Origin of the sequence: Micromonospora echinospora (assembly GCF_900091495.1) — a bacterium.
Taxonomy (GTDB): domain Bacteria; phylum Actinomycetota; class Actinomycetes; order Mycobacteriales; family Micromonosporaceae; genus Micromonospora; species Micromonospora echinospora.
On record NZ_LT607413.1, the window covers coordinates 2,638,426 to 2,656,997 of the forward strand.

The 18,572-nt window shown below is 73.1% G+C and carries 17 protein-coding genes; 8 read left to right on the forward strand and 9 right to left on the reverse strand.

Features of this window, described 5'->3' with window-relative positions; translation table 11 throughout:
- Positions 1-24: 24 nt before the first annotated feature.
- Positions 25-345, reverse strand: coding sequence for a hypothetical protein (locus GA0070618_RS12050; protein ID WP_143740336.1), 321 nt, complete (start codon positions 343-345; stop codon positions 25-27).
- Between the two features lie 200 nt (positions 346-545).
- Between GA0070618_RS12050 and GA0070618_RS12055 the strand changes: the two genes are divergently transcribed.
- Positions 546-1,481 (forward strand): transporter substrate-binding domain-containing protein, encoded by a 936-nt coding sequence (locus GA0070618_RS12055; RefSeq protein ID WP_088981713.1) that lies wholly within the window; start codon positions 546-548, stop codon positions 1,479-1,481.
- Positions 1,478-2,572 carry a hypothetical protein gene (locus GA0070618_RS12060; protein WP_088981714.1) on the forward strand — a complete coding sequence of 365 codons (1,095 nt, stop codon included), beginning with the start codon at positions 1,478-1,480 and terminating at the stop codon, positions 2,570-2,572. The genes GA0070618_RS12055 and GA0070618_RS12060 overlap by 4 nt, the downstream gene beginning before the upstream one ends.
- Positions 2,573-2,580: 8 nt before the next feature.
- On the opposite strand, the gene GA0070618_RS12065 is transcribed toward GA0070618_RS12060, so the two are convergent.
- The 7 genes from GA0070618_RS12065 to GA0070618_RS12095 all read right to left on the reverse strand — a co-directional run bounded on the left by GA0070618_RS12065 (position 2,581) and on the right by GA0070618_RS12095 (position 11,869).
- Positions 2,581-3,744, reverse strand: coding sequence for an acyl-CoA dehydrogenase family protein (locus tag GA0070618_RS12065; protein ID WP_088981715.1), 1,164 nt, complete (start codon positions 3,742-3,744; stop codon positions 2,581-2,583).
- Complete coding sequence (locus tag GA0070618_RS12070; RefSeq protein WP_088981716.1) at positions 3,744-5,720, reverse strand: ATP-binding protein; 1,977 nt, start codon at positions 5,718-5,720, stop codon at positions 3,744-3,746. Before GA0070618_RS12070 ends, GA0070618_RS12065 begins: the two co-directional genes overlap by 1 nt.
- A gap of 70 nt (positions 5,721-5,790) precedes the next feature.
- Positions 5,791-7,392 (reverse strand): acyl-CoA carboxylase subunit beta, encoded by a 1,602-nt coding sequence (locus tag GA0070618_RS12075; protein ID WP_088981717.1) that lies wholly within the window; start codon positions 7,390-7,392, stop codon positions 5,791-5,793.
- Positions 7,389-9,095 carry an acyclic terpene utilization AtuA family protein gene (locus GA0070618_RS12080; protein WP_088981718.1) on the reverse strand — a complete coding sequence of 569 codons (1,707 nt, stop codon included), beginning with the start codon at positions 9,093-9,095 and terminating at the stop codon, positions 7,389-7,391. The genes GA0070618_RS12075 and GA0070618_RS12080 overlap by 4 nt, the downstream gene beginning before the upstream one ends.
- A 59-nt stretch (positions 9,096-9,154) precedes the next feature.
- Positions 9,155-9,697 carry a TetR/AcrR family transcriptional regulator gene (locus GA0070618_RS12085; RefSeq protein ID WP_231931880.1) on the reverse strand — a complete coding sequence of 181 codons (543 nt, stop codon included), beginning with the start codon at positions 9,695-9,697 and terminating at the stop codon, positions 9,155-9,157.
- A 641-nt stretch (positions 9,698-10,338) separates the two neighbouring features.
- Complete coding sequence (locus GA0070618_RS12090) at positions 10,339-11,088, reverse strand: metallophosphoesterase family protein (protein WP_088985476.1); 750 nt, start codon at positions 11,086-11,088, stop codon at positions 10,339-10,341.
- Positions 11,089-11,191: 103 nt separating this feature from the next.
- Positions 11,192-11,869, reverse strand: coding sequence for a Crp/Fnr family transcriptional regulator (locus tag GA0070618_RS12095; RefSeq protein ID WP_088981720.1), 678 nt, complete (start codon positions 11,867-11,869; stop codon positions 11,192-11,194).
- 217 nt (positions 11,870-12,086) lie between these two features.
- On the opposite strand from GA0070618_RS12095, the gene GA0070618_RS12100 reads away from it, so the two are divergent.
- The 6 genes from GA0070618_RS12100 (at position 12,087) to GA0070618_RS12125 (ending at position 17,416) form a co-directional block, all read left to right on the forward strand.
- The gene (locus GA0070618_RS12100) at positions 12,087-12,812 is read left to right on the forward strand and encodes an adenosylcobinamide amidohydrolase (RefSeq protein ID WP_088981721.1); all 726 of its coding nucleotides are present in this window, start codon (positions 12,087-12,089) and stop codon (positions 12,810-12,812) included.
- A gap of 11 nt (positions 12,813-12,823) precedes the next feature.
- A complete protein-coding gene (locus GA0070618_RS12105) occupies positions 12,824-13,987 on the forward strand; it encodes a CapA family protein (protein ID WP_088981722.1) in 1,164 nt (387 codons plus the stop codon).
- Between the two features lie 41 nt (positions 13,988-14,028).
- On the forward strand, positions 14,029-14,817 hold the full coding sequence (nth, locus tag GA0070618_RS12110; RefSeq protein WP_088981723.1) for an endonuclease III: 789 nt from the start codon (positions 14,029-14,031) through the stop codon (positions 14,815-14,817).
- The gene (locus GA0070618_RS12115) at positions 14,814-15,485 is read left to right on the forward strand and encodes a TlpA family protein disulfide reductase (protein ID WP_088981724.1); all 672 of its coding nucleotides are present in this window, start codon (positions 14,814-14,816) and stop codon (positions 15,483-15,485) included. Before nth ends, GA0070618_RS12115 begins: the two co-directional genes overlap by 4 nt.
- Positions 15,482-16,174 (forward strand): NUDIX hydrolase, encoded by a 693-nt coding sequence (locus GA0070618_RS12120; protein WP_088981725.1) that lies wholly within the window; start codon positions 15,482-15,484, stop codon positions 16,172-16,174. The genes GA0070618_RS12115 and GA0070618_RS12120 overlap by 4 nt, the downstream gene beginning before the upstream one ends.
- 63 nt (positions 16,175-16,237) lie before the next feature.
- The gene (locus GA0070618_RS12125) at positions 16,238-17,416 is read left to right on the forward strand and encodes a MarP family serine protease (protein WP_088981726.1); all 1,179 of its coding nucleotides are present in this window, start codon (positions 16,238-16,240) and stop codon (positions 17,414-17,416) included.
- 82 nt (positions 17,417-17,498) lie between these two features.
- Here GA0070618_RS12125 and GA0070618_RS12130 read toward each other — a convergent pair whose 3' ends face one another.
- Positions 17,499-18,431, reverse strand: a complete 933-nt coding sequence (locus GA0070618_RS12130; RefSeq protein WP_088981727.1) for a hypothetical protein — start codon at positions 18,429-18,431, stop codon at positions 17,499-17,501.
- Between the last annotated feature and the right edge of the window lie 141 nt (positions 18,432-18,572).

An 18,572-nucleotide genomic window follows, 5' to 3' on the forward strand; every position in this document is an offset into this window, starting at 1 on the left:
GTCGGCCCCGGCGGGACGGCGTGGTCAGCGGTCGCGGAGCCGGGCCCGTAGCGCCGCCACCATCATCGGATTGTCGAGAGTCTCCAGGGTGGGCGCGTCGATCCCGTGTGGGCCACCCGTGGACTGCTGCTGCGGCGGCGCGGTCGCCGGGTCGGCCGGTGGCTGGTGGCGCGCCGCGTCGACGGCGACCCCCGTGATCATCGCGAGCAGGACGACGAGGATGGCCAGCACCACGCCCAGGAAGTCGGCCCGGCGCAGGACGACCAGGGTGACCAGGAGGGAGACCGTCGCGAGCGAGGCGGTCACCGCCAGGATCCGGGCACGGGATCGGAGAAGACGAGTCACCCGTCCAGCATCGCCCGCCCGCCCCCGCTGTCAACCGCCGGACCACCTCCGTCGGCGGGGGCACCCGCTGTGCCACCGCACGGACGGTCCGGAGGGGCATGGCGGGGGCGCGTGAGGCGCGTCCCCGTCCACGTGCGACACGCACTGGAATCGTTCGCATACCCTGGGTGCCCCGCTGGTCGTCTCCCGGGAGGCCGTCCATGAACACGCCGTCCCGACAGCAACTCCGGGCGATCGCCACCGCGCTGGCGGTCACCCTGACCCTCTCCCTCGCGGCGGTCGCCGGCTGCGACAGCCGACAGGAGCCCGAGTTCCCCTCCGTGCAGGAGAAACTGCGCGAGACGCAGGTCCACGGCCAGCCCAAGCTGCGGATCGGCGTGGCGATCCTGGATCCGCTGCTGGACGAGGAGAAGAACGCCTTCGTCAACTTCGAGGCCGAGATCGCCCGGTACGTCGCCGCGTCGCTCGGCTACGAGGGGGACCGGCGGATCGACCTGGTGCCGCTGGCCACCGAGGATCGCATCCCCGCCCTCCAGAGCGGCGAGGTCGACCTGGTGGTCAGCAGCTTCTCGATGACCAAGGAGCGGGAGAGTCAGGTCCTCTTCGCCGGTCCGTACTTCGTGACCACCCAGGAGGTCCTGATCCCGATCCGGCTGAAGGACCGGGTCCGGACCATCGAGGACCTGCGTGACCCCAAGCTGCGGGTCTGCGCCAGCGGCGGATCGACCAGCGAGGCGGAGCTGGAGGAGCACGGCATCCGGCCCCGGGTGGTCAAGAACGTCAGCGACTGCGTCCGGGGCATCCGCGAGGGCCGGTACGACCTGGTCAGCTCCGACGAGGCCATCCTGGCCGGGTTCCGCTCCCAGTTCCCGACCGAGTTCCAGATCGTCGACATGCCCTTCGGCACCAGCGAGCGGATCGGCGTGGGGGTGCCGATCGGTGACCCGGCGCTGCGCGACCTGGTCGCGTACTTCCTGGACAAGAGCTACCAGCAGGGACGCCGGGACGGCAGCAGCCCCTGGTTGACGGCGTACCACAAGACGCTCGGCCCGTGGCTGAAGGCGGACCTGCCCCAGCCGCAGCCGTTGAACGTGCCGGACCTGGTGGACTTCGACGACAAGGCACCGACGCGATGAGCGCCCCCGTCGACGACCACCCGACCGTCTCCCCCGATCCGGAGCCCGCCCCGGTCCGGTCCGGCGACGACCACGCGGGGAACGGGGCCGGGCGACGCGACCGGGACGAGCGGCGGGACCGGGCGAGCCAGTCCTTCTGGACGCTCGTCGTCGGTGTGCCGGCGGTCTTCTCGGTGCTGCGGCTCGCCGTGGAGGCCGGGGGCGAACTCCAGACCACGCTGCTGCTGGTGGCGAACGTCGGACCGGTGAACCTGATCGCCGGTTTCCTCACCACCGCGGCCCAACTGGTCACCACGGTCCTGGTCGCCATCTTCGCCCTCGGCGCGGTCTTCGCGGTCAGCGCCGACGCGGCCCCCGACGCCGCCGGTCCCGTCCCTCCGGCCCGTCGACCGCTCTTCGCCCGGTGGGCCGACATCACCCCGGCCTGGCTGGTGCTGGCGAGCTTCCTGTTCGCGATGGTCACCTGGGAGCTGCTCTACCTGCCGCTGCTGCTGCCCGCGGTGGCCGCCGCGTTCCAGCTCACCCCGGAACGGCTGCACGAGCGGCTGCTGCCCCGCCTGCTGCTCCTGCTCGGCCTCCTGGCCGGGTACGGCTGGCTGGTCCTGCCCACCCTGGCCGACGCCTGGGACCAGCGGGACGTGGTGGCGTTGCTGCTGCTCGGCGGGCCGCCGCTGCTCGCCTGCGTCGTCGCCGGGCCCCTGCCCCGGGCGGTGCTCCGCCCGCTCGCCCCGGTCACTCAGACCGCCGTGCTGGTCGTCCTGGCCTGGGCCGCGGTGCCGGTGATCACCACTCCGGTGCTGCCGCTGACCGTGGTCACGGTGACCTCGACGGCCGGGGGGAGCGAGGACGTGCGGGGGCACGTGGTGGCCGTCGACGACGTGAACATGACGATCCTGGAAGCCCGCGGCGGGGTGCGGTTCGTCCCGGTGGACCGGGTCGAGTCGCAGGTGCTCTGCCCGAACGAGGACGAACTGCCCCGGCACCGGCTGCGGATCCACGACTTCCACGTCGAGGACTCGCTGCTGGAGGGGCTGGGCCGGCGGGTACGACCGGTGCACCGCATCGACGCCGCCTGCCGTACCCCGGTCTGAGCGGTCGGTCAGTACGACCGGTCCTGACCGAGCACGTGCTGCGCGACGAAGTTGAGGATCATCTCCCGGCTGACCGGGGCGATCCGACCGGCGCGAACCGCCCCGAGCAGGGTGGCGACGCCGTACTCGGTGGTCATGCCTGCCCCGCCGTGCACCTGGACGGCGGTGTCCACGGCGAGCGCGGCGGCCTCCCCGGCCGCGTACTTGGCCATGTTCGCGGAGATCCCGGCCTCCAGGTCCCGTCCGGCGTCGTAGAGGGCGGCGGCCTTGTAGATCATCAGTCGGGCCAGTTCCACCTGGATCGCCGCGTGCGCGAGCGGGTGGGACACCCCCTGGTGCGAGCCGATGCTCCGGCCACCCCAGACCGCGCGGGTGGCGGTGTACTCCGAGGCGCGCTCGACCGCGTACCGGCCGGTGCCGGCCCCCATCGCGGCGACCGTGATCCGCTCCGGGTTCAGGCCGGCGAAGAGCGCCGGCAGGCCGGCGTCGAGCGACCCGCCGACCAGCGCGTCGGCGGGCACCCGCACGTCGTCGAGGTAGAGCAGGAACTGGTTCTCCGGGGAGACGATCTCCATGTCCAGCTTCGACCAGGTCAGCCCGGCCGCGTCCGTCGGCACGACGAAGAGCGCCGGCTTGAGCTTCCCGGAGGCGGCATCCTCCGTCCGGGCCACCACCAGCACGTAGCCCGCCTCGTCGACGCCCGAGATGTAGCACTTGCGCCCGGAGAGCAGCCAGTCGTCGCCGTCCCGCCGGGCCACCGTACCGAGCCGGTGGAAGTTCGACCCGGCCTCCGGCTCGGTTATCGCGAACACCACCTTCAGCGAACCGTCGGCCAGTCCGGGCAGGAAACGTGCACGCTGCCCGTCGGTGCCGTGCCGGGCGATCACCGTGGCGGCGATGGCGGGCGAGACCACCAGCAGCAGCAACGGGCAGCCGGCGGCGGCCAGCTCCTCGCAGACGATCGCCAGCTCGGTGATGCCGCCGCCCCCGCCGCCGTACTCGGTGGGGATGTTGACCCCCAGGTAGCCGAGCCGGCCGGCCTCGTCCCACAGTTCGGAGGTGTGCTCGCCGGCCTTCGCCTTCGTCACGAAGTACCGGTGGCCGTACCGCCGGCCCAGCGCCCGGACGGCGTCGCGGAGCTGCTCCTGCTCGTCGGTCAGGTCGAAGTTCATCACGCGTCCTCCTGGATCGGGTCGACCACGGCCAGCACGGTGCGCGTCTCGACCTGCCCGCCGGCCGGCACCGGCAGGTCGGTGACGACGCCGTCGACCGGGGCGAGCACGGGGTGTTCGAGCTTCATCGCCTCCAGGGTCAGCAGCAGGTCCCCGGCGGTGACCCGTCGACCCACCTCGACGTGCCGGCGGGTGACCGTGCCGGGCAGCGGGGCCAGCAGCGAGCCGGCCGCCACCTCGGCGGTGGGCAGCGGCAGGCGCGGCAGCTCGGTGAGGCTCGTCGCCCCCTCCGGGCCGTCCACGAAGACCTCCGACCCCACCCGGTGCACGCGGTACGCCCGCCGGACCCCGTCGACGTCCAGCACCACCCGATCCGGGGCGGCCCCGACCAGGGCGACGGCCCGTTCGTCCGACGGGTCGATGGACCACTCGGCGAGCCCGCCGGCGCGGTCCAGCCGGTACCGGACCTCGATCTCGCCGTCCGCCCCGGCGAAACGGGTGACCTGGGGGGACGCGGGGACGTTCCGCCAGCCGGACGGGAGGGAACCGAGCACCGGCGCCGCGGCGCGGCGGGCGGCGGCCGAGGCGAGCGCGGCGGCGAGCGCGGTCAGCGACACCTCGTCGGCGGGCAGCAGCGGGGCGAAGACCTCCGGGTGCCGGTCGAGGAAACCGGTGTCGACCTCGGCGGCCAGGAACTCGGGGCTGCGCAGCACCCGGACCAGCAGGTCCCGGTTGGTGGTCACGCCGTGCAGTTCGGCGCGGGCCAGCGCGCCGGCCAGCAGCCGGGCCGCCTGGGTACGGGTCGGCCCCCAGGCCACCAGCTTCGCCAGCATCGAGTCGTAGTGCACCCCGACCGTCGAGCCGGCCGCCACGCCGGAGTCCAACCGCAGGCCGGGGCGCGTGAGGCCGCCGAACTCGACGGCCACCCCGGGCACGGCGAACCGGCGCAGGGTGCCGGTCGCCGGTCGCCAGCCGTGTGCCGGGTCCTCGGCGCAGAGGCGTACCTCGATCGCGTGACCGTTGACCGGCGGGGCCTGTGCGAACGGCAGCGGCTCACCCTCGGCCACCAGCAGTTGCAGCCGGACCAGGTCCAGGCCGGTGGTGAGTTCGGTGACCGGGTGCTCGACCTGGAGCCGGGTGTTCATCTCCAGGAAGAAGAACTCGCCGGTCGGAGCGAGCAGGAACTCCACCGTGCCCGCGCCCACGTAGCCGACCGCCCGTCCGGCGGCCACCGCCGCCTCGTGCAGCCGTTCCCGCAGGTCGGGCGCGAGGACACCGGGCGCCTCCTCGACGAGCTTCTGGTGTCGTCGCTGGATCGAGCACTCGCGTACCCCCTGCGCGGCGACCGTGCCGTGGCGGTCACCGAAGATCTGCACCTCGACGTGGCGACCGCGCTCGACGTACCGCTCGACGAAGACCGTGCCGTCGCCGAACGCCGCCGCCGACTCGCGGCGGGCGGAGGCGAGCGCCCCGGCCAGGTCGGCGGCGTCCCGGACCACGCGCATGCCCCGCCCACCGCCACCGGCGGACGCCTTGACCAGCACCGGGAAGTCGGTGACCGCGTCCGGGTCGGTCCAGGTCGGCAGCACCGGCACGCCGGCCCTCGCGAGCAACTCCTTGGCCGCCATCTTGTCGCCCATCGCGGCGATCGCGGCGGCCGGTGGGCCGACCCAGGTCAGCCCGGCGTCGGTCACCGCCGTCGCGAACCCGGCGTTCTCGGCGAGGAAGCCGTAGCCGGGGTGCACGGCGTCCGCGCCCGACCGGCGGGCCGCGTCGAGGATCAGGTCGATCCGCAGGTACGTCTCGGCGGGCGTGTTCCCGGCCAGGCGTACGACGTGGTCGGCCTCGGCGACGAACGGCGCGTCGGCGTCCGCGTCGGAGTGCACGGCGACGGTCTCGACGCCGAGCGCCCGGCAGGTGGCGAAGACCCGGCGGGCGATCTCCCCCCGGTTGGCGACCAGCAGTCTGGTGATCATCTGTGCTGAGCCTGCCCTTCGTTCGCGACTGCGGGACTCCGCTTCGCTGCGTTCCTCGCGCCCACGGTCTCTACATCCGGAAGACGCCGAAGCCGTCCGCCCCGACGACCGGACCACTGTGGATGGCCGAGAGGCAGAGGCCGAGGACGGTACGGGTGTCCCGGGGGTCGATCACCCCGTCGTCGTAGAGCCGGCCGGAGAGGAAGAGCGCCCCGGACTCCGACTCGATCTGCTGCTCGACCATGGCCCGCATCGCCGCGTCGGAGTCCTCGTCGTACTCCCGGCCCCGGGCGGCGGCGGCCTGCCGGGCCACGATCGACAGCACCCCGGCCAACTGCGCCGGCCCCATCACCGCCGACTTGGCGTTCGGCCAGGTGAACAGGAACCTCGGCTCGTACGCCCGCCCGCACATGCCGTAGTTCCCCGCCCCGTACGACGCGCCGAGGTTGACCGTCAGGTGCGGCACGGTCGAGTTCGACACCGCGTTGATCATCAGCGCGCCGTGCTTGATGATGCCGCGCTGTTCGTACTCGGTGCCGACCATGTAGCCGGTGGTGTTCTGGAGGAAGACCAGCGGGGTGTCGGTGGCGTTGGCGAGCTGGATGAACTGGGCCGCCTTCTGCGCCTCCTCGCTGAACAGCACGCCCCGGGCGTTGGCCAGCACACCGACCGGGTAGCCGTGCAGCTCACCCCAGCCGGTGACCAGCGCGGTGCCGTACGCCGGCTTGAACTCGTCGAAGTCGCTGCCATCGAGCACCCGGGCCAGGACCTCACGCGGGTCGAACGGCACCTTCAGGTCGGCGCTGGCGATGCCGAGCAGGTCCTCCGGGTCGTACCGGGGCGGGGCCGGGTCCGGGGTGCGGGGCGGCGGCCCCTGCTTGCGCCAGTTCAGCCGGCGTACGCACCGTCGGGCCAGCCGGATGCCGTCGGGTTCGTCCTCGGCGAGGAAGTCGGCCAGGCCGGACCGGGTGGCGTGCATCGTCGCCCCGCCCAGCGACTCGTCGTCGGCGTCCTCGCCGGTCGCCATCTTCACCAGCGGCGGCCCGGCCAGGTACACCTGCGACCGGCCCCGGATCATGATGGTGTAGTCCGACATGCCCGGGATGTACGCACCACCGGCGGTGGCGTTGCCGAAGACCACGCTGACCGTGGGGATCTTCGCGGCGGAGAGCCGGGTCAGGTCCCGGAACACCCGGCCGCCCGGGATGAAGATCTCCGACTGGGTGGGCAGATCCGCGCCGGCCGACTCGACCAGGTTCACCATCGGCAGCCGGTTGGCCAGCGCGATCTCCCCGGCCCGTCGGGTCTTGGCCAGCGCCCACGGGTTGACCGCGCCGCCGCGTACGGTCGGGTCGTTGGCGAGGACCAGGCACTCCACCCCTTCGACCGCCCCGATCCCGGTCACCACGCTCGCCCCCACCGGAAAGTCCGTGCCGTACGCGGCCACCGGCGACAGCTCCAGGAACGGGCTGTCCGGGTCGAGCAGCAGCTCGATCCGCTCCCGGGGCAGGAGCCGGCCGCGCCGGTGGTGCCGGGCGACGTACCTCTCGCCGCCGCCGGCCCGCGCGGCGTCCAGGGCCTCGTCCAGCTCGGCCAGCCGAGCGAGCAGCGCCTCCCGGTTGGCCCGGTGGGCGGCGGAGGTGGGGTCGACGGTGCTGCGCAACGTGGTCACGGGCGGCCCCCCGTCCCGGCGGGTGCTTTCGTCCCGCCCGACGTCAGCTCCGCCGGCAGGTCGACGATCCGGGCCCGGAGCAGCTCCCCGAGCGCCTTGGCCTGCGGGTCGAACCGGGTGGAGGCGGCCACCCCCTGGCCGAGCAGGCCCCGGACCACGAAGTTCACCGCGCGCAGGTTCGGCAGCTCGTGCCGCTCGACGGTCAGCCCGACCGTCTCCGGCAGCAGCTCGCCGAGGCGCTCGACGGTCAGCCAGCCGCGCAGCCAGGCGTACGCCGCGTCGGTGCGCGCCCACACCCCGAGGTTCGCGTCGCCGCCCTTGTCGCCCGAGCGGGCCCCGACCAGTTCCCCGAGCGCACCCCGCCTCGTCGGGTGGTAGGAAGGGCCCCCTGCAGGTGATTTCTGCTCTGCAGGGGACCCCTGCTCGCACGTCAGCGGCGGGGGTGGGATCGGCACGCGTACCCCCGAGGGGAGCACGGCGACGTGCGCGACGGCTCCCTGCGGCACCGTGTCGGAGGTGAAGACCCCGTACGGCGTCGCATCGCCCGGCAGGGTGGTCAGCGTGCAGCCCGGGTAGGAGGCCAGAGCCAGCTCCACCGCGGCGCCCGAGAAGGCCCGTCCGGCCCGCGTCCGGTCACCGTCCTTCACGTGTACGTGCAGCAGTGCGCTCGCCGTCTCGGTGTCGTCCGCGTCGACCCGGTCGGTACGGGCGAGGCGGAACTCCAACCCCTCCGGGCCGATCGCCGCCTCGATCTGCTCCCGGACCAGCGCTGCCTTCGCCGGGACGTCCAGTCCGCAGAGGACGAAGGTCATCGAGTTGCGGAACCCGCCGAGGTTGTTGACGCCGACCTTCAGGGTGTCCGGTGGCGGGGTGCCCCGGGCGCCGCTGACCCGTACCCGGTCGGGGCCGTCCTGGCGCAGGGCCACCGTGTCGAGCCGGGTCACCACGTCCGGGCCGAGGTAGTCCGGCCCGCCGATCTCGTAGAGGAGCTGCGCGGTGACCGTCTCCACGGTGACCGCCCCGCCGGTGCCCGGATGCTTGGTGATCACCGACGAGCCGTCCGGATGCAGCTCGGCGACGGGGAACCCGGGACGGCGTCCGCCGTCGGGCAGTTCGGTGAAGAAGCTGAAGTTCCCGCCGGTCACCTGCGTCCCACACTCGATCAGGTGCCCGGCGACAGTGGCCCCGGCCAGCGCGTCGAGGTCGTCGTGCCGCCACCCGAACCGGGCGATGCCCGGACCGACCACCAGGGAGGCGTCGGTGACCCGGCCGGTCACCACCACGTCCGCGCCCGCCTCCAGGCAGGCCGCGATGCCGAACGCCCCCAGGTACGCGTTGGCGGTGAGCGCGTCCGGCCGGAGCAGGGCGTCGCCCTCGACGTACCCGATCCGGACGGTGAGGCCGAGCCGGTCGGCGAGCGCCCCGATCGCGGTGGCCAGCCCGGCGGGATTGACGCCACCGGCGTTGGTGACGATCCGTACGCCCCGCTCCAGGGCGGTGCCGAGGGTGCCCTCCAGCTGCCGGAGGAACGTCTTCGCGTAGCCGAGGGAGGGGTCGCGGAGCCGGTCCCGGCCGAGGATCAGCATGGTCAGCTCGGCGAGGTAGTCGCCGGTGAGAAAGTCCAGCTCACCGCCGTCGAGCATCTCCCGCCAGGCGGTGGACCGGTCGCCGTAGAAGCCCGAGGCGTTGCCGATCCGGATCACGCGGTCACCGTCGCGGCGCGAACGGGCAGGTCCGACAGGACGACCATGGGTGCCTCCGGTCACGGGGTGAGCAGGGTGGCGAGCTGACGTTTCCAGGTGTTCAGCAGGGCGGTGCGGCGGGTCGAGTCGTCGGTGAGCAGGTTGGCCACCCCGAGCCCACGGAGCAGGTCCAGGGTGGCCTGCACCGCCTCGCGGACCCCGGGACGTCGTTCGTCGGCGTCGAGCAGCGCGACGGTGAGCCGGTGCATCTCCCGGCCGACCCGGGCCTCCAGCGGCACCAGGGCCGCGCGTAGTTCCGGGTCGGTGCGGGCGGCCACCCAGAGTTCGAGGGCGGCGACGAAGAGCGGACCGGTGAAGGCGGCGGCGAGCATGTCGATCACCCGGTCGAGTCGCCGGGCGGCCGGCAGCGCCTCGGCCTCGGCCCGTAGCTCCGCCGCGCGACGCTCCGCCAGGTGCACCACGGCTGCGGTGACCAGGGCCGCCCGGGTGGGGTAGTGGTGCAGTTGCGCGCCCCGGGAGACCCCGGCGCGAGCGGCGACCACCGTGGTGGTGGTGCCGGACCAGCCGTGCTCGACCAGGCAGTCGACGGTCGCCTCCAGCAGCCGGGTACGGGTGGCGCGGCTGCGCTCCTGCTGCGGAACGCGGCTCGACTGCGCGGCGCCGTCCCGCTGCGGAACGCGGCTCGACTGTGGTTCGCGGTCCGGTCGTGGGGCGTGGCTCGGCGGGGCGGGCACCCCGCCAGCGTGCCGTCGGAGAAACAAACAGTCAAGACTGACTTTTTCTGGCGGTGGAGTCGTCGTCCCGCCGAAGCAGATCGGACTGTGGTGGCCGGCGGAAGGGCGATGCTGGCCGGACGCTTTGGAGCTGCCCGCACGAACGGGGCACGGTCACCCGCTTGCAGTCGGGTGCGCGCTTACGGCCCGCATGCAGCCGGGTGCGCGTACGACCCGCGAAACCGGCTGCGCCGTACGGCCCGCGTGTGACCGGGTGCGCCGCACGGCCCAGGTGCAGCCGGGTGCGCCGCACGGCTGCCGCCCGTCGAAGGTGCGTGGGGCGGGGTGGCGTAACCGCCCTGCCAGGTCGGAGGACCGGGCGATGCGGATCGCGTGGGCCGGGCGACCGCATGGGTATGACGGGCGACCGGGCGCATGGACGGGGCAGCTCCAAAGGACGCGACGGGCTATGGTCCGACCCTGCCGGGGCCGCCCCATGCCTCCTCGGACGGGTCGGACGGCGGTATGCGTCAACGGCCGTCGCGCGGGCCGAAGACGGTCAGCGCCTCGGCGTCGTCGTGCCGGGACCGCACGTACTCGTCGGCCCAGGCGGCTGCTTCCGGATACGCCGACTCAACGGCCACCCGGGCGCAGGCGGCGTCCAGGTCGAATGTGCTGCGGCGCAGTTGCACGCCGGGGCCGAGCAGGGCCCAGTGCGCCCCCGCTGCGCCGTACGGCATGCCGACGCTGCCCGGGTTGACCACCAGGCGGCGGTGGGCGAGCCGGACGAACGGCATGTGGGTGTGCCCGCAGACCACCGTGCCCACCTCCGCCGGCAGCGTGGCGAAGACCTCGCTCCACCGGTCGAGCCGGGAGTCGACCAGCACGACCTCCTCGTCGTCGCGCGGGGTGGCGTGGCAGAACAGCACCTGGCCCAGCCCGGCGACCGGCAGTGTCACGTGCAGCGGCAGCGCGGCCAGCCGGGCCACCTGGTCGTCGCGGAGCTGGCCGGCGGCCCAGGGCGTCACCGCGTCCGGGACCGGAATCGGGTGACCGGCGCGCAGCGAGACCAGTTCACGGTCGGCGTTGCCGCCCACCCAGACGGCCCGGTCGCCGAGGCTGACCAACAGGTCCAGCACCTCGACCGGCTGGGGCCCGGCGGCGATGTCCCCGGTGAGCACGACCAGGTCGGCCGCGACGACGTCCGGTTCGGCCAGGACGGCCTCCAGCGCGGGCAGGACACCGTGGATGTCGGAGAGGACGGCGACGCGTTCCAGCATCAGGTCAGCCTGGCAGCCGGCCACCGATCCGGTCGATGGATTCTGCGTCGGGCAGAACGACGGGAGGGCGCGCCCGAGGCGGCCCTCCCGTAAAGAGAAAGGGTCAGACCCGTGCCCGGCGGGCGAGCCGCTCCGGGTCGAGGATGATGATGCTCTTGCCGTCCAGGCGCAGCCAGCCCCGGGACGCGAAGTCGGCCAGGGCCTTGTTGACCGTCTCCCGGGACGCGCCGACGAGCTGGGCGATCTCCTCCTGGGTCAGGTCGTGCGTCACCCGCAGCACGCCGCCGTCGCGGGTGCCGAAGCGGCCCGCCATCTGGAGCAGGTTCTTGGCGACCCGACCGGGAACGTCGGTGAAGATCAGGTCGGCCAGCGAGTCGTTCGTCCGCCGGAGCCGGCGGGCCAGCACCCGGAGGAGCTGCTCGGCGATCTCGGGCCGGTTGTTCAGCCACGGCCGCAGCGCCTGCTTGCGCAGGCGGACCAGACGGGTGTCGGTGACCGCGGTGGCGGTCGCCGTACGCGGGCCGGGGTCGAAGAGCGACAACTCACCGACCATGTCCGACGGGCCCATCACCGCGATGAGGTTCTGCCGGCCGTCGGCGGCCCGCCGCCCCACCTTGATCTTGCCGGAAAGCAGGATGTAAAGGCTGTCGCCGGGCTCGCCCTCGTTGAAGACCACCTCGCCCTTGCGGACTTCGAGCGTCTCCATCTCCTTGGCGAGCGCCTCGGCCGCCTCCGGGTCGACGCCCTGGAAGATCCCACTACGGGCCAGTACCTCGTCCATCGCGCACCTCCGCCTGCGCGTGCCGTCCGTCGGCTGGGTCCGCCGTCCGCTGATCCCTCGCGCGACGCCAGTCTAGGCGCATGTGAGCAGTAATCAGAGGTGCACCCCTGGAACGTGATCGTTGGACGTAACGAAACGGACCTGATCAACCGCTATGATCCCCCGCCGCGAAGGCCGGGGGAGCGCTCCGCCGGGCGTCGGTCGTAGGGTCACCCGCGTGTTGAGCGAACCCTTCCTGACCACCCGGTCCGAGGACGGCCGGGACGTCCCGCTGCTGTACTGGCGCGCCGACCGGCCGCTGTACGGGGTCAGCTCCGCCCCGCTCGGCGGGGGAGTCGGGGTCCGGCACTGGGTGGTCAACGCGACCGTGCCGATGTCGTACCACCGGGACGACCCGGCGGAGCACCTCGCCGGCCTGGCCGACCGGCTCGGCCTCGACGGGCCCGGGGTCGGCCTGCTGACCGGCGTGGACGTCACCGAGGTGGTGGCCCGCGCCGACGACGGGGTACGGGTCTGGGCGACGGTCGGGCTGGGCACCCCGGTCCAGGCCGCCGCCCCGGCGACCCCGGCCGCCGTGGAGCCGGTCGGCACGGTCAACATCGTCGTCCTGCTGCCCGTCCGGCTCGGCGATGCCGCGCTGGTCAACGCCGTGGCCACCGCGACCGAGGCGAAGACCCAGGCGATCGTCGAACTGGGGCTGCCGGCCACCGGCACCCCGACCGACGCGGTGACCGTGCTCTGCCCGACGGACGGCCCGGTCGACCCGTACGGCGGGCCCCGCTCGCGGTGGGGTGCCCCGCTCGCCCGCGCGGTGCACGCGGCCGTCCTGGCCGGCGGCGCGCACGAGGTGGTGCCGTGGTCGGATCGGCTGCGCCTGGAGGAGGCCACCGGATCGGCGCCTTTCAACCGATCGGCCGTCCCCGGAAGCCCTGCCGACCGGTAGGGTCGCGGACGATGTACGCCGCCGCCTTCCGAGACGCCCGCCGCTCCCGCCGCCGCCCGGCGGCCGCGCTGGGCGTGCTCCTCGCCCTGCTGCTCGCCACCGGATGCGGTCCGGCCGCCGAGAGCCCCGCCTGGCAGCCCGCCGACGATCCGACCGCCGCCCCCGCCCCGGCGAGCCCGAGCGCTCCCCCGGCGGCGGAGGAGGAGAAGGTCGTCTCGCTCTCCGCCACCGGCGACATCATCATCGGCAACGCGCCGAACCGGCTGCCCCCCAACGGTGGCAAGGGCTTCTTCGACGGGGTCAAGACCGCGCTCGAGGCCGACCTGGTGATGGGCAACCTGGAGGAGCCGCTCACCGTCGACACCGGTGCCGGCAAGTGCGGGGCGAACTCCACCCGCTGCTTCCAGTTCCGGGCCCCGCCGGAGTACGCCGCCCACCTCTCCGACGCCGGGTTCCACCTGCTCAACCAGGCGAACAACCACGGGTACGACTACGGCCCGGCCGGCTACAAGAACACCCAGAAGGCGCTGGAGGAGCACGGCCTCAAGCACACCGGCGCACCTGACCAGATCACCGTGGTCGACGTCAAGGGTGTCAAGGTCGCCGTCGCCGGCTTCTCGTCCTACGTCTGGTCGAACAGCCTGGTCGACATCGACGCCGCCACGAAGGTGATCGAGAAGGCGGCGACCATGGCCGACCTGGTCGTCGTGCAGGTGCACATGGGCGCCGAGGGGTCGGAGAAGACCCGGGTCAAGCCCGGCACGGAGATGTTCCTCGGCGAGAACCGGGGCGACCCGGTCAAGTTCTCCCGGGCGATGATCGACGCCGGAGCGGACCTGATCGTCGGGCACGGCCCGCACGTGCTCCGGGCCATGGAGTTCTACCAGGGCCGGCTGATCGCCTACAGCCTCGGCAACTTCGCCGGCGGCGGCAACTCGCTGAGCAACAACGGCCGGCTCGGCTGGGGTGGGGTGCTCAAGGTGTCGCTGAAGGCGGACGGCACCTTCGTCGAGGGTTCGTTCGCCTCGACGTACATGAACAGCATCGGCAAGCCGGTCACGGATCCGGACGATCGGGGACTCGGCCTGCTCAAGACGCTCACCGGTCAGGACTTCCCGAAGACCGGGGCCCGGTTCGCCGCCGACGGGGCGATCTCCGCTCCGGACGCCGGGTAGGCCGGACCGGTCCGTCCGTCCGGCGACGTAGGCTGGCCGGCGTGACCACCAGCTCTCCCAGCGTGGCGGAGACCGACCTGGGCCGTAAGCGGCGGGCCCGGCGGATCGGCCGCGCGCTCACCGACGCCCACCCCGACGCGCACTGCGAACTCGACCACTCCAACGCGCTCGAACTCGCCGTGGCGACGATCCTCTCCGCCCAGTGCACGGACAAGCGGGTCAACGAGGTCACCCCGAAGCTCTTCGCCCGGTATCCGGGCGCGGCGGACTACGCCGGCGCCGACCGGACCGAGCTGGAGGAGCTGATCCGGCCGACCGGCTTCTTCCGGAACAAGACCGACTCGCTGATCAGGCTGGGCCAGGCTCTCGTCGAACGGTACGACGGGCAGGTCCCCGGCAGGCTGACCGACCTGGTGACCCTGCCCGGGATCGGCCGCAAGACCGCCAACGTCATCCTCGGCAACGCCTTCGGCGTCCCCGGGATCACCGTCGACACGCACTTCCAGCGGCTGGTGCACCGCTGGCGGCTGACCGCCGAGACCGACCCGGTCAAGATCGAGCACGCGGTCGGGGCGCTCTTCGAGAAGCGCGACTGGACCATGCTGTCGCACCGGGTGATCTTCCACGGGCGGCGGGTCTGCCACGCCCGCAAGCCCGCCTGTGGTGCCTGCACGCTGACGAAGCTCTGCCCGTCGTACGGGACCGGGCCGACCGAGCCGGCCGCCGCCGCGAAGCTGCTCAAGGGGCCCCGGGCCCGGGACCTGGCGGTCGCCGCCGGGCTCGACCCCGACCTGGTCCCCGCCCAGGCCGTCGCCGTGGAGGTGCCGTGAACCGACGGATGGCCGCAGCTCTCCTCGCTCCGCTGCTGGCGGTCGCCGGCTGCACCACCGGGGAGCCCGACCGGGACGCCGCGCCGTCGGCCGCGACGGAGAGCTCACCGTTCGCCGACTGCGCCGCGCTGACCGCAGCCCCGTCGGCTCCGCCCGCGTCAGCCGGACCGTCGGTCCGACCCTCCGACCCTGGCAGCGCACCCGCAGGTTCGCCGGACCCCACCCCCGGCGCGCCGGGGACGGGCCGGGACCTGCCCGACCTGAGCTTCGCGTGTTTCACCGGCGGGGCCGAGGTCTCCCTGCGGGCGGTACGCGGACCTGCGGTGATCAACCTGTGGGCCTCCTGGTGCGCGCCGTGCCGGAAGGAACTTCCCGCGTTCCAGCGCCTGCACGAGCGGATGGCCGGGCAGGTGCACGTGATCGGCGTGAACACCCGCGACGACCGGCCCCGGGCGGTCTCCGTCGGTGAGGACTTCGGCGTGACCTTCCCGACCCTGGTCGACACCGACCAGCGGTTGCAGCGCGCGCTGGCGCCGAACGTCCTGCCGATCACCCTCCTGGTCGACGGGCAGGGGCGGGTCCGGCACCAGGACGTCTCCGGTGCGATCGACGACGCCCTCCTCGCCGACCTGGTCCGCCGCCACCTCGGCCTGGACGTACCGGCATGACCCGTCCGCTGCCCGGGTGGATGGACCCGCTGCTCGCCCGGCTCGGCACGGCCCGCTCCGAGGACTTCACCCCGCTGCACACCCCGACCAGCGGCGGCCGGCAGAGCGCCGTGCTGGTGCTGCTCGCCGAGGAACCGGACGTCGGACCGGACGTCCTCGTCCTGCAACGGGCTGCCACCCTGCGTAACCACGCCGGTCAGCCGGCCTTCCCCGGAGGGGCCGCCGACCCGGAGGACGCCGACGCCACCGCGACCGCGCTGCGCGAGGCGAACGAGGAGGTCGGTCTCGACCCGGCCACCGTCACCGTCCTGGCCGAGCTGCCGAAACTCTGGATCCCGGTCAGCGACTTCGTGGTCACTCCGGTCCTCGGCTGGTGGCACCGGCCGCACCCGGTGCACCCCCGGGAACCGGCCGAGGTCGCACACGTCGCCCGGCTCCCGGTCGCCGAGCTGGTCGACCCGGAGAACCGGATGCGGGTACGCCATCCGAGCGGTTGGACGGGGCCGGCCTTCTCCGCGCGCGGCATGCTGGTCTGGGGGTTCACCGCCGGCGTGCTCGCCACCCTGCTCGAGATGGGCGGCTGGGCCCGGCCCTGGCACCGGGACCGGATCGTCGACCTGCCACCGACGGACGCCACCCCGGCCCCCTCCGCCGGCACCGACTCCGCGGACGAGATGGTCGACCGCTGACGGCGGTGGTCGGCTTCCGCGACGAGCGTCGTCGCCGCTGTCCGGTGCCCGTACGCTGGACGGGTGTCCGCCGTTGATCTCGTCCTGTTGCTACTCATGCTCGTGTTCGCGATCAGCGGATATCGCCAGGGGTTCGTCATCGGGGCGCTCTCCTTCACCGGCTTCTTCCTCGGGGCCCTGCTCGGCCTCCAGGTCGGCCCCCTGCTGGCGGAGCGGCTCGCCGACAGCGCCACCCGGGTGATCGTCGCGCTGGTCGCGGTCTTCGGACTGGCGGTGCTCGGACAGACCCTCGCCGGCTGGATCGGCTCGCACCTGCGGCACGCGATCACCAGTCGGGTTGGCCGCCGCGCCGACGACATCGGGGGCGCGTTCGTCTCGCTCTTCGCGGTGATCCTGGTGGCCTGGCTCGTCGCCGTCCCGCTCGGGTCGTCGTCGTTCCCCTGGCTGGCCTCATCGGTCCGGAACAGCGCCCTGCTCACCGTGGTCGACCGGGTGATGCCGGACCAGGCCCAGCAGCTTTCCACCGCGTTGCGGGACACCGTGGACACCAACGGCTTCCCGGACGTCTTCGGTGACCTGGCGCCCACCCGGGCCCGTCAGGTGTCGCCTCCCGATCCGGCGCTCGCCGGCTCCCCGGTGGTCGCCAACGGCCAACGTTCGGTGGTCAAGGTTCGTGGCCACGCGCCGAGTTGCAGCCGCCGGATCGAGGGCTCCGGTTTCGTCTACGCCGACGACCGGGTGATGACCAACGCGCATGTCGTCGCCGGCACCCGCGACGTCTCGGTGGAACAGAACGGCGAGCGGTACGACGGTCGCGTGGTGGTCTACGACCCCGACCGGGACCTGGCCGTGATCCACGTACCGGACCTGCCGGGTCCGGCCATGCGGTTCGCCGCCGACCAGGCGGCCAGCGGGGCGGACGCGATCGTCCTCGGTTTCCCGCTGGACGGGCCGTACGACGCGCAGTCGGCCCGGGTGCGGGACGTCGACCGGATCACCGGCCCGGACATCTACTCCTCGGGGGACGTCACCCGGGAGGTCTACACGATCCGCGCCCTGGTGCGCAGCGGCAACTCCGGCGGTCCACTGGTCGCGCCGAACGGCCTGGTGCTCGGGGTGATCTTCGCGGCGGCGGCGGACGACCCGAACACCGGGTTCGCGGTCACCGCCGAGGAGGCCCGCCCGGTGGCGCTGGCCGGTGCGGAACGGACCCGCGCGGTCGACACCGGCGACTGCACCTGAACCGGCGGCCCGCCGCGCCACCCGGGCCGGGGGAGGGAGGGATGGCGTCCATCCCTCCCCGGCACCGAGTCACTCGGGTCGGTCAGCCCAGGAACTTGTCCATGGCAGCCTCGATGGCGCCGCTGTCCGGCGAGGCGTACGCCTTCATCGTGGCCTTGTTGTAGGTGACGAAGGACGGGCAGCGGACGGCCGGGGCGTTGATGGTGCCGCCGTCGCCGATCTTCTGGGCGGTCTTCGCCGCGTAGAAGGTGAGGGTGTACCGGGACGACACGTAGTCGACCGTGATGATCTTGTCGTCGCTGTCCTTGAGCTGGCACTTGCGGCCTTCGCCCTCGCTGCCGTCCTGGTACTTCAGGCAGCCCACGACACTGACCTTCTCGAACTCGTCGCTCTTGGCGTAGTACGACTTGCCGTAGCCGGTGGAGCGGAGCGACCAGCTCTCCAGCCGCGTGGGCGAGTTGTAGAAGGTGTACGCCTTGGAACCGGCCGGCGCGGAGTAGGCCGCCGCGTTGAGGACCGGGTTGCCCGCGCAGACCGCGTCGAAGTCGCTGGAGTACCGGGCGGTCACCGCGTTGTTGTTGTTCGGCACGTCGTCCTGGCTCTCGCTGGGCGACGGGGCGGTGCTCGGGTTGGTGTCCCCGCCGGGGGCCGAGGAGGTGGCGATCGGTGGCGGGGTCGGGTCGTCATCGTCGCCGTTCGCGACGATGACGCCGACACCGACGCCGCAGAGCGCCAGCAGCGCCACCGTCGCGGCACCGACGCCGAGGCCGATCATCAGGCCCCGGTTCTTCTTCGGCGGCTGCACCGGGGCGGCGTACTGCGGCGGTGCGTATCCAGGCTGCTGCTGGTAGCCGGGCTGGCCGTACCCGCCGTACGGGTCCGGCTGCCCCGAGATCGGCTGACCGGGCGGCGGCCCCCACGGCTGCCCGGAGACCGGCTGGCCCGGAGGCGGTCCCCAGGGCTGCCCGGCGTTCGGATCGGACGGTCCTCCGTACGGAGGGTGACTGTCGCTCATCTTTGGCCCTTATCGCTGTCGGCGGTGCGCTGGCACCCGAATCACTGTCACGATAAACAGCGATGCAAATTGCCTGCTCACCGGCATCTCCTGTATTCGGGGAGCCGAAAGGCAGGCTTAGCGACCGTTAAGTAAAAAAGT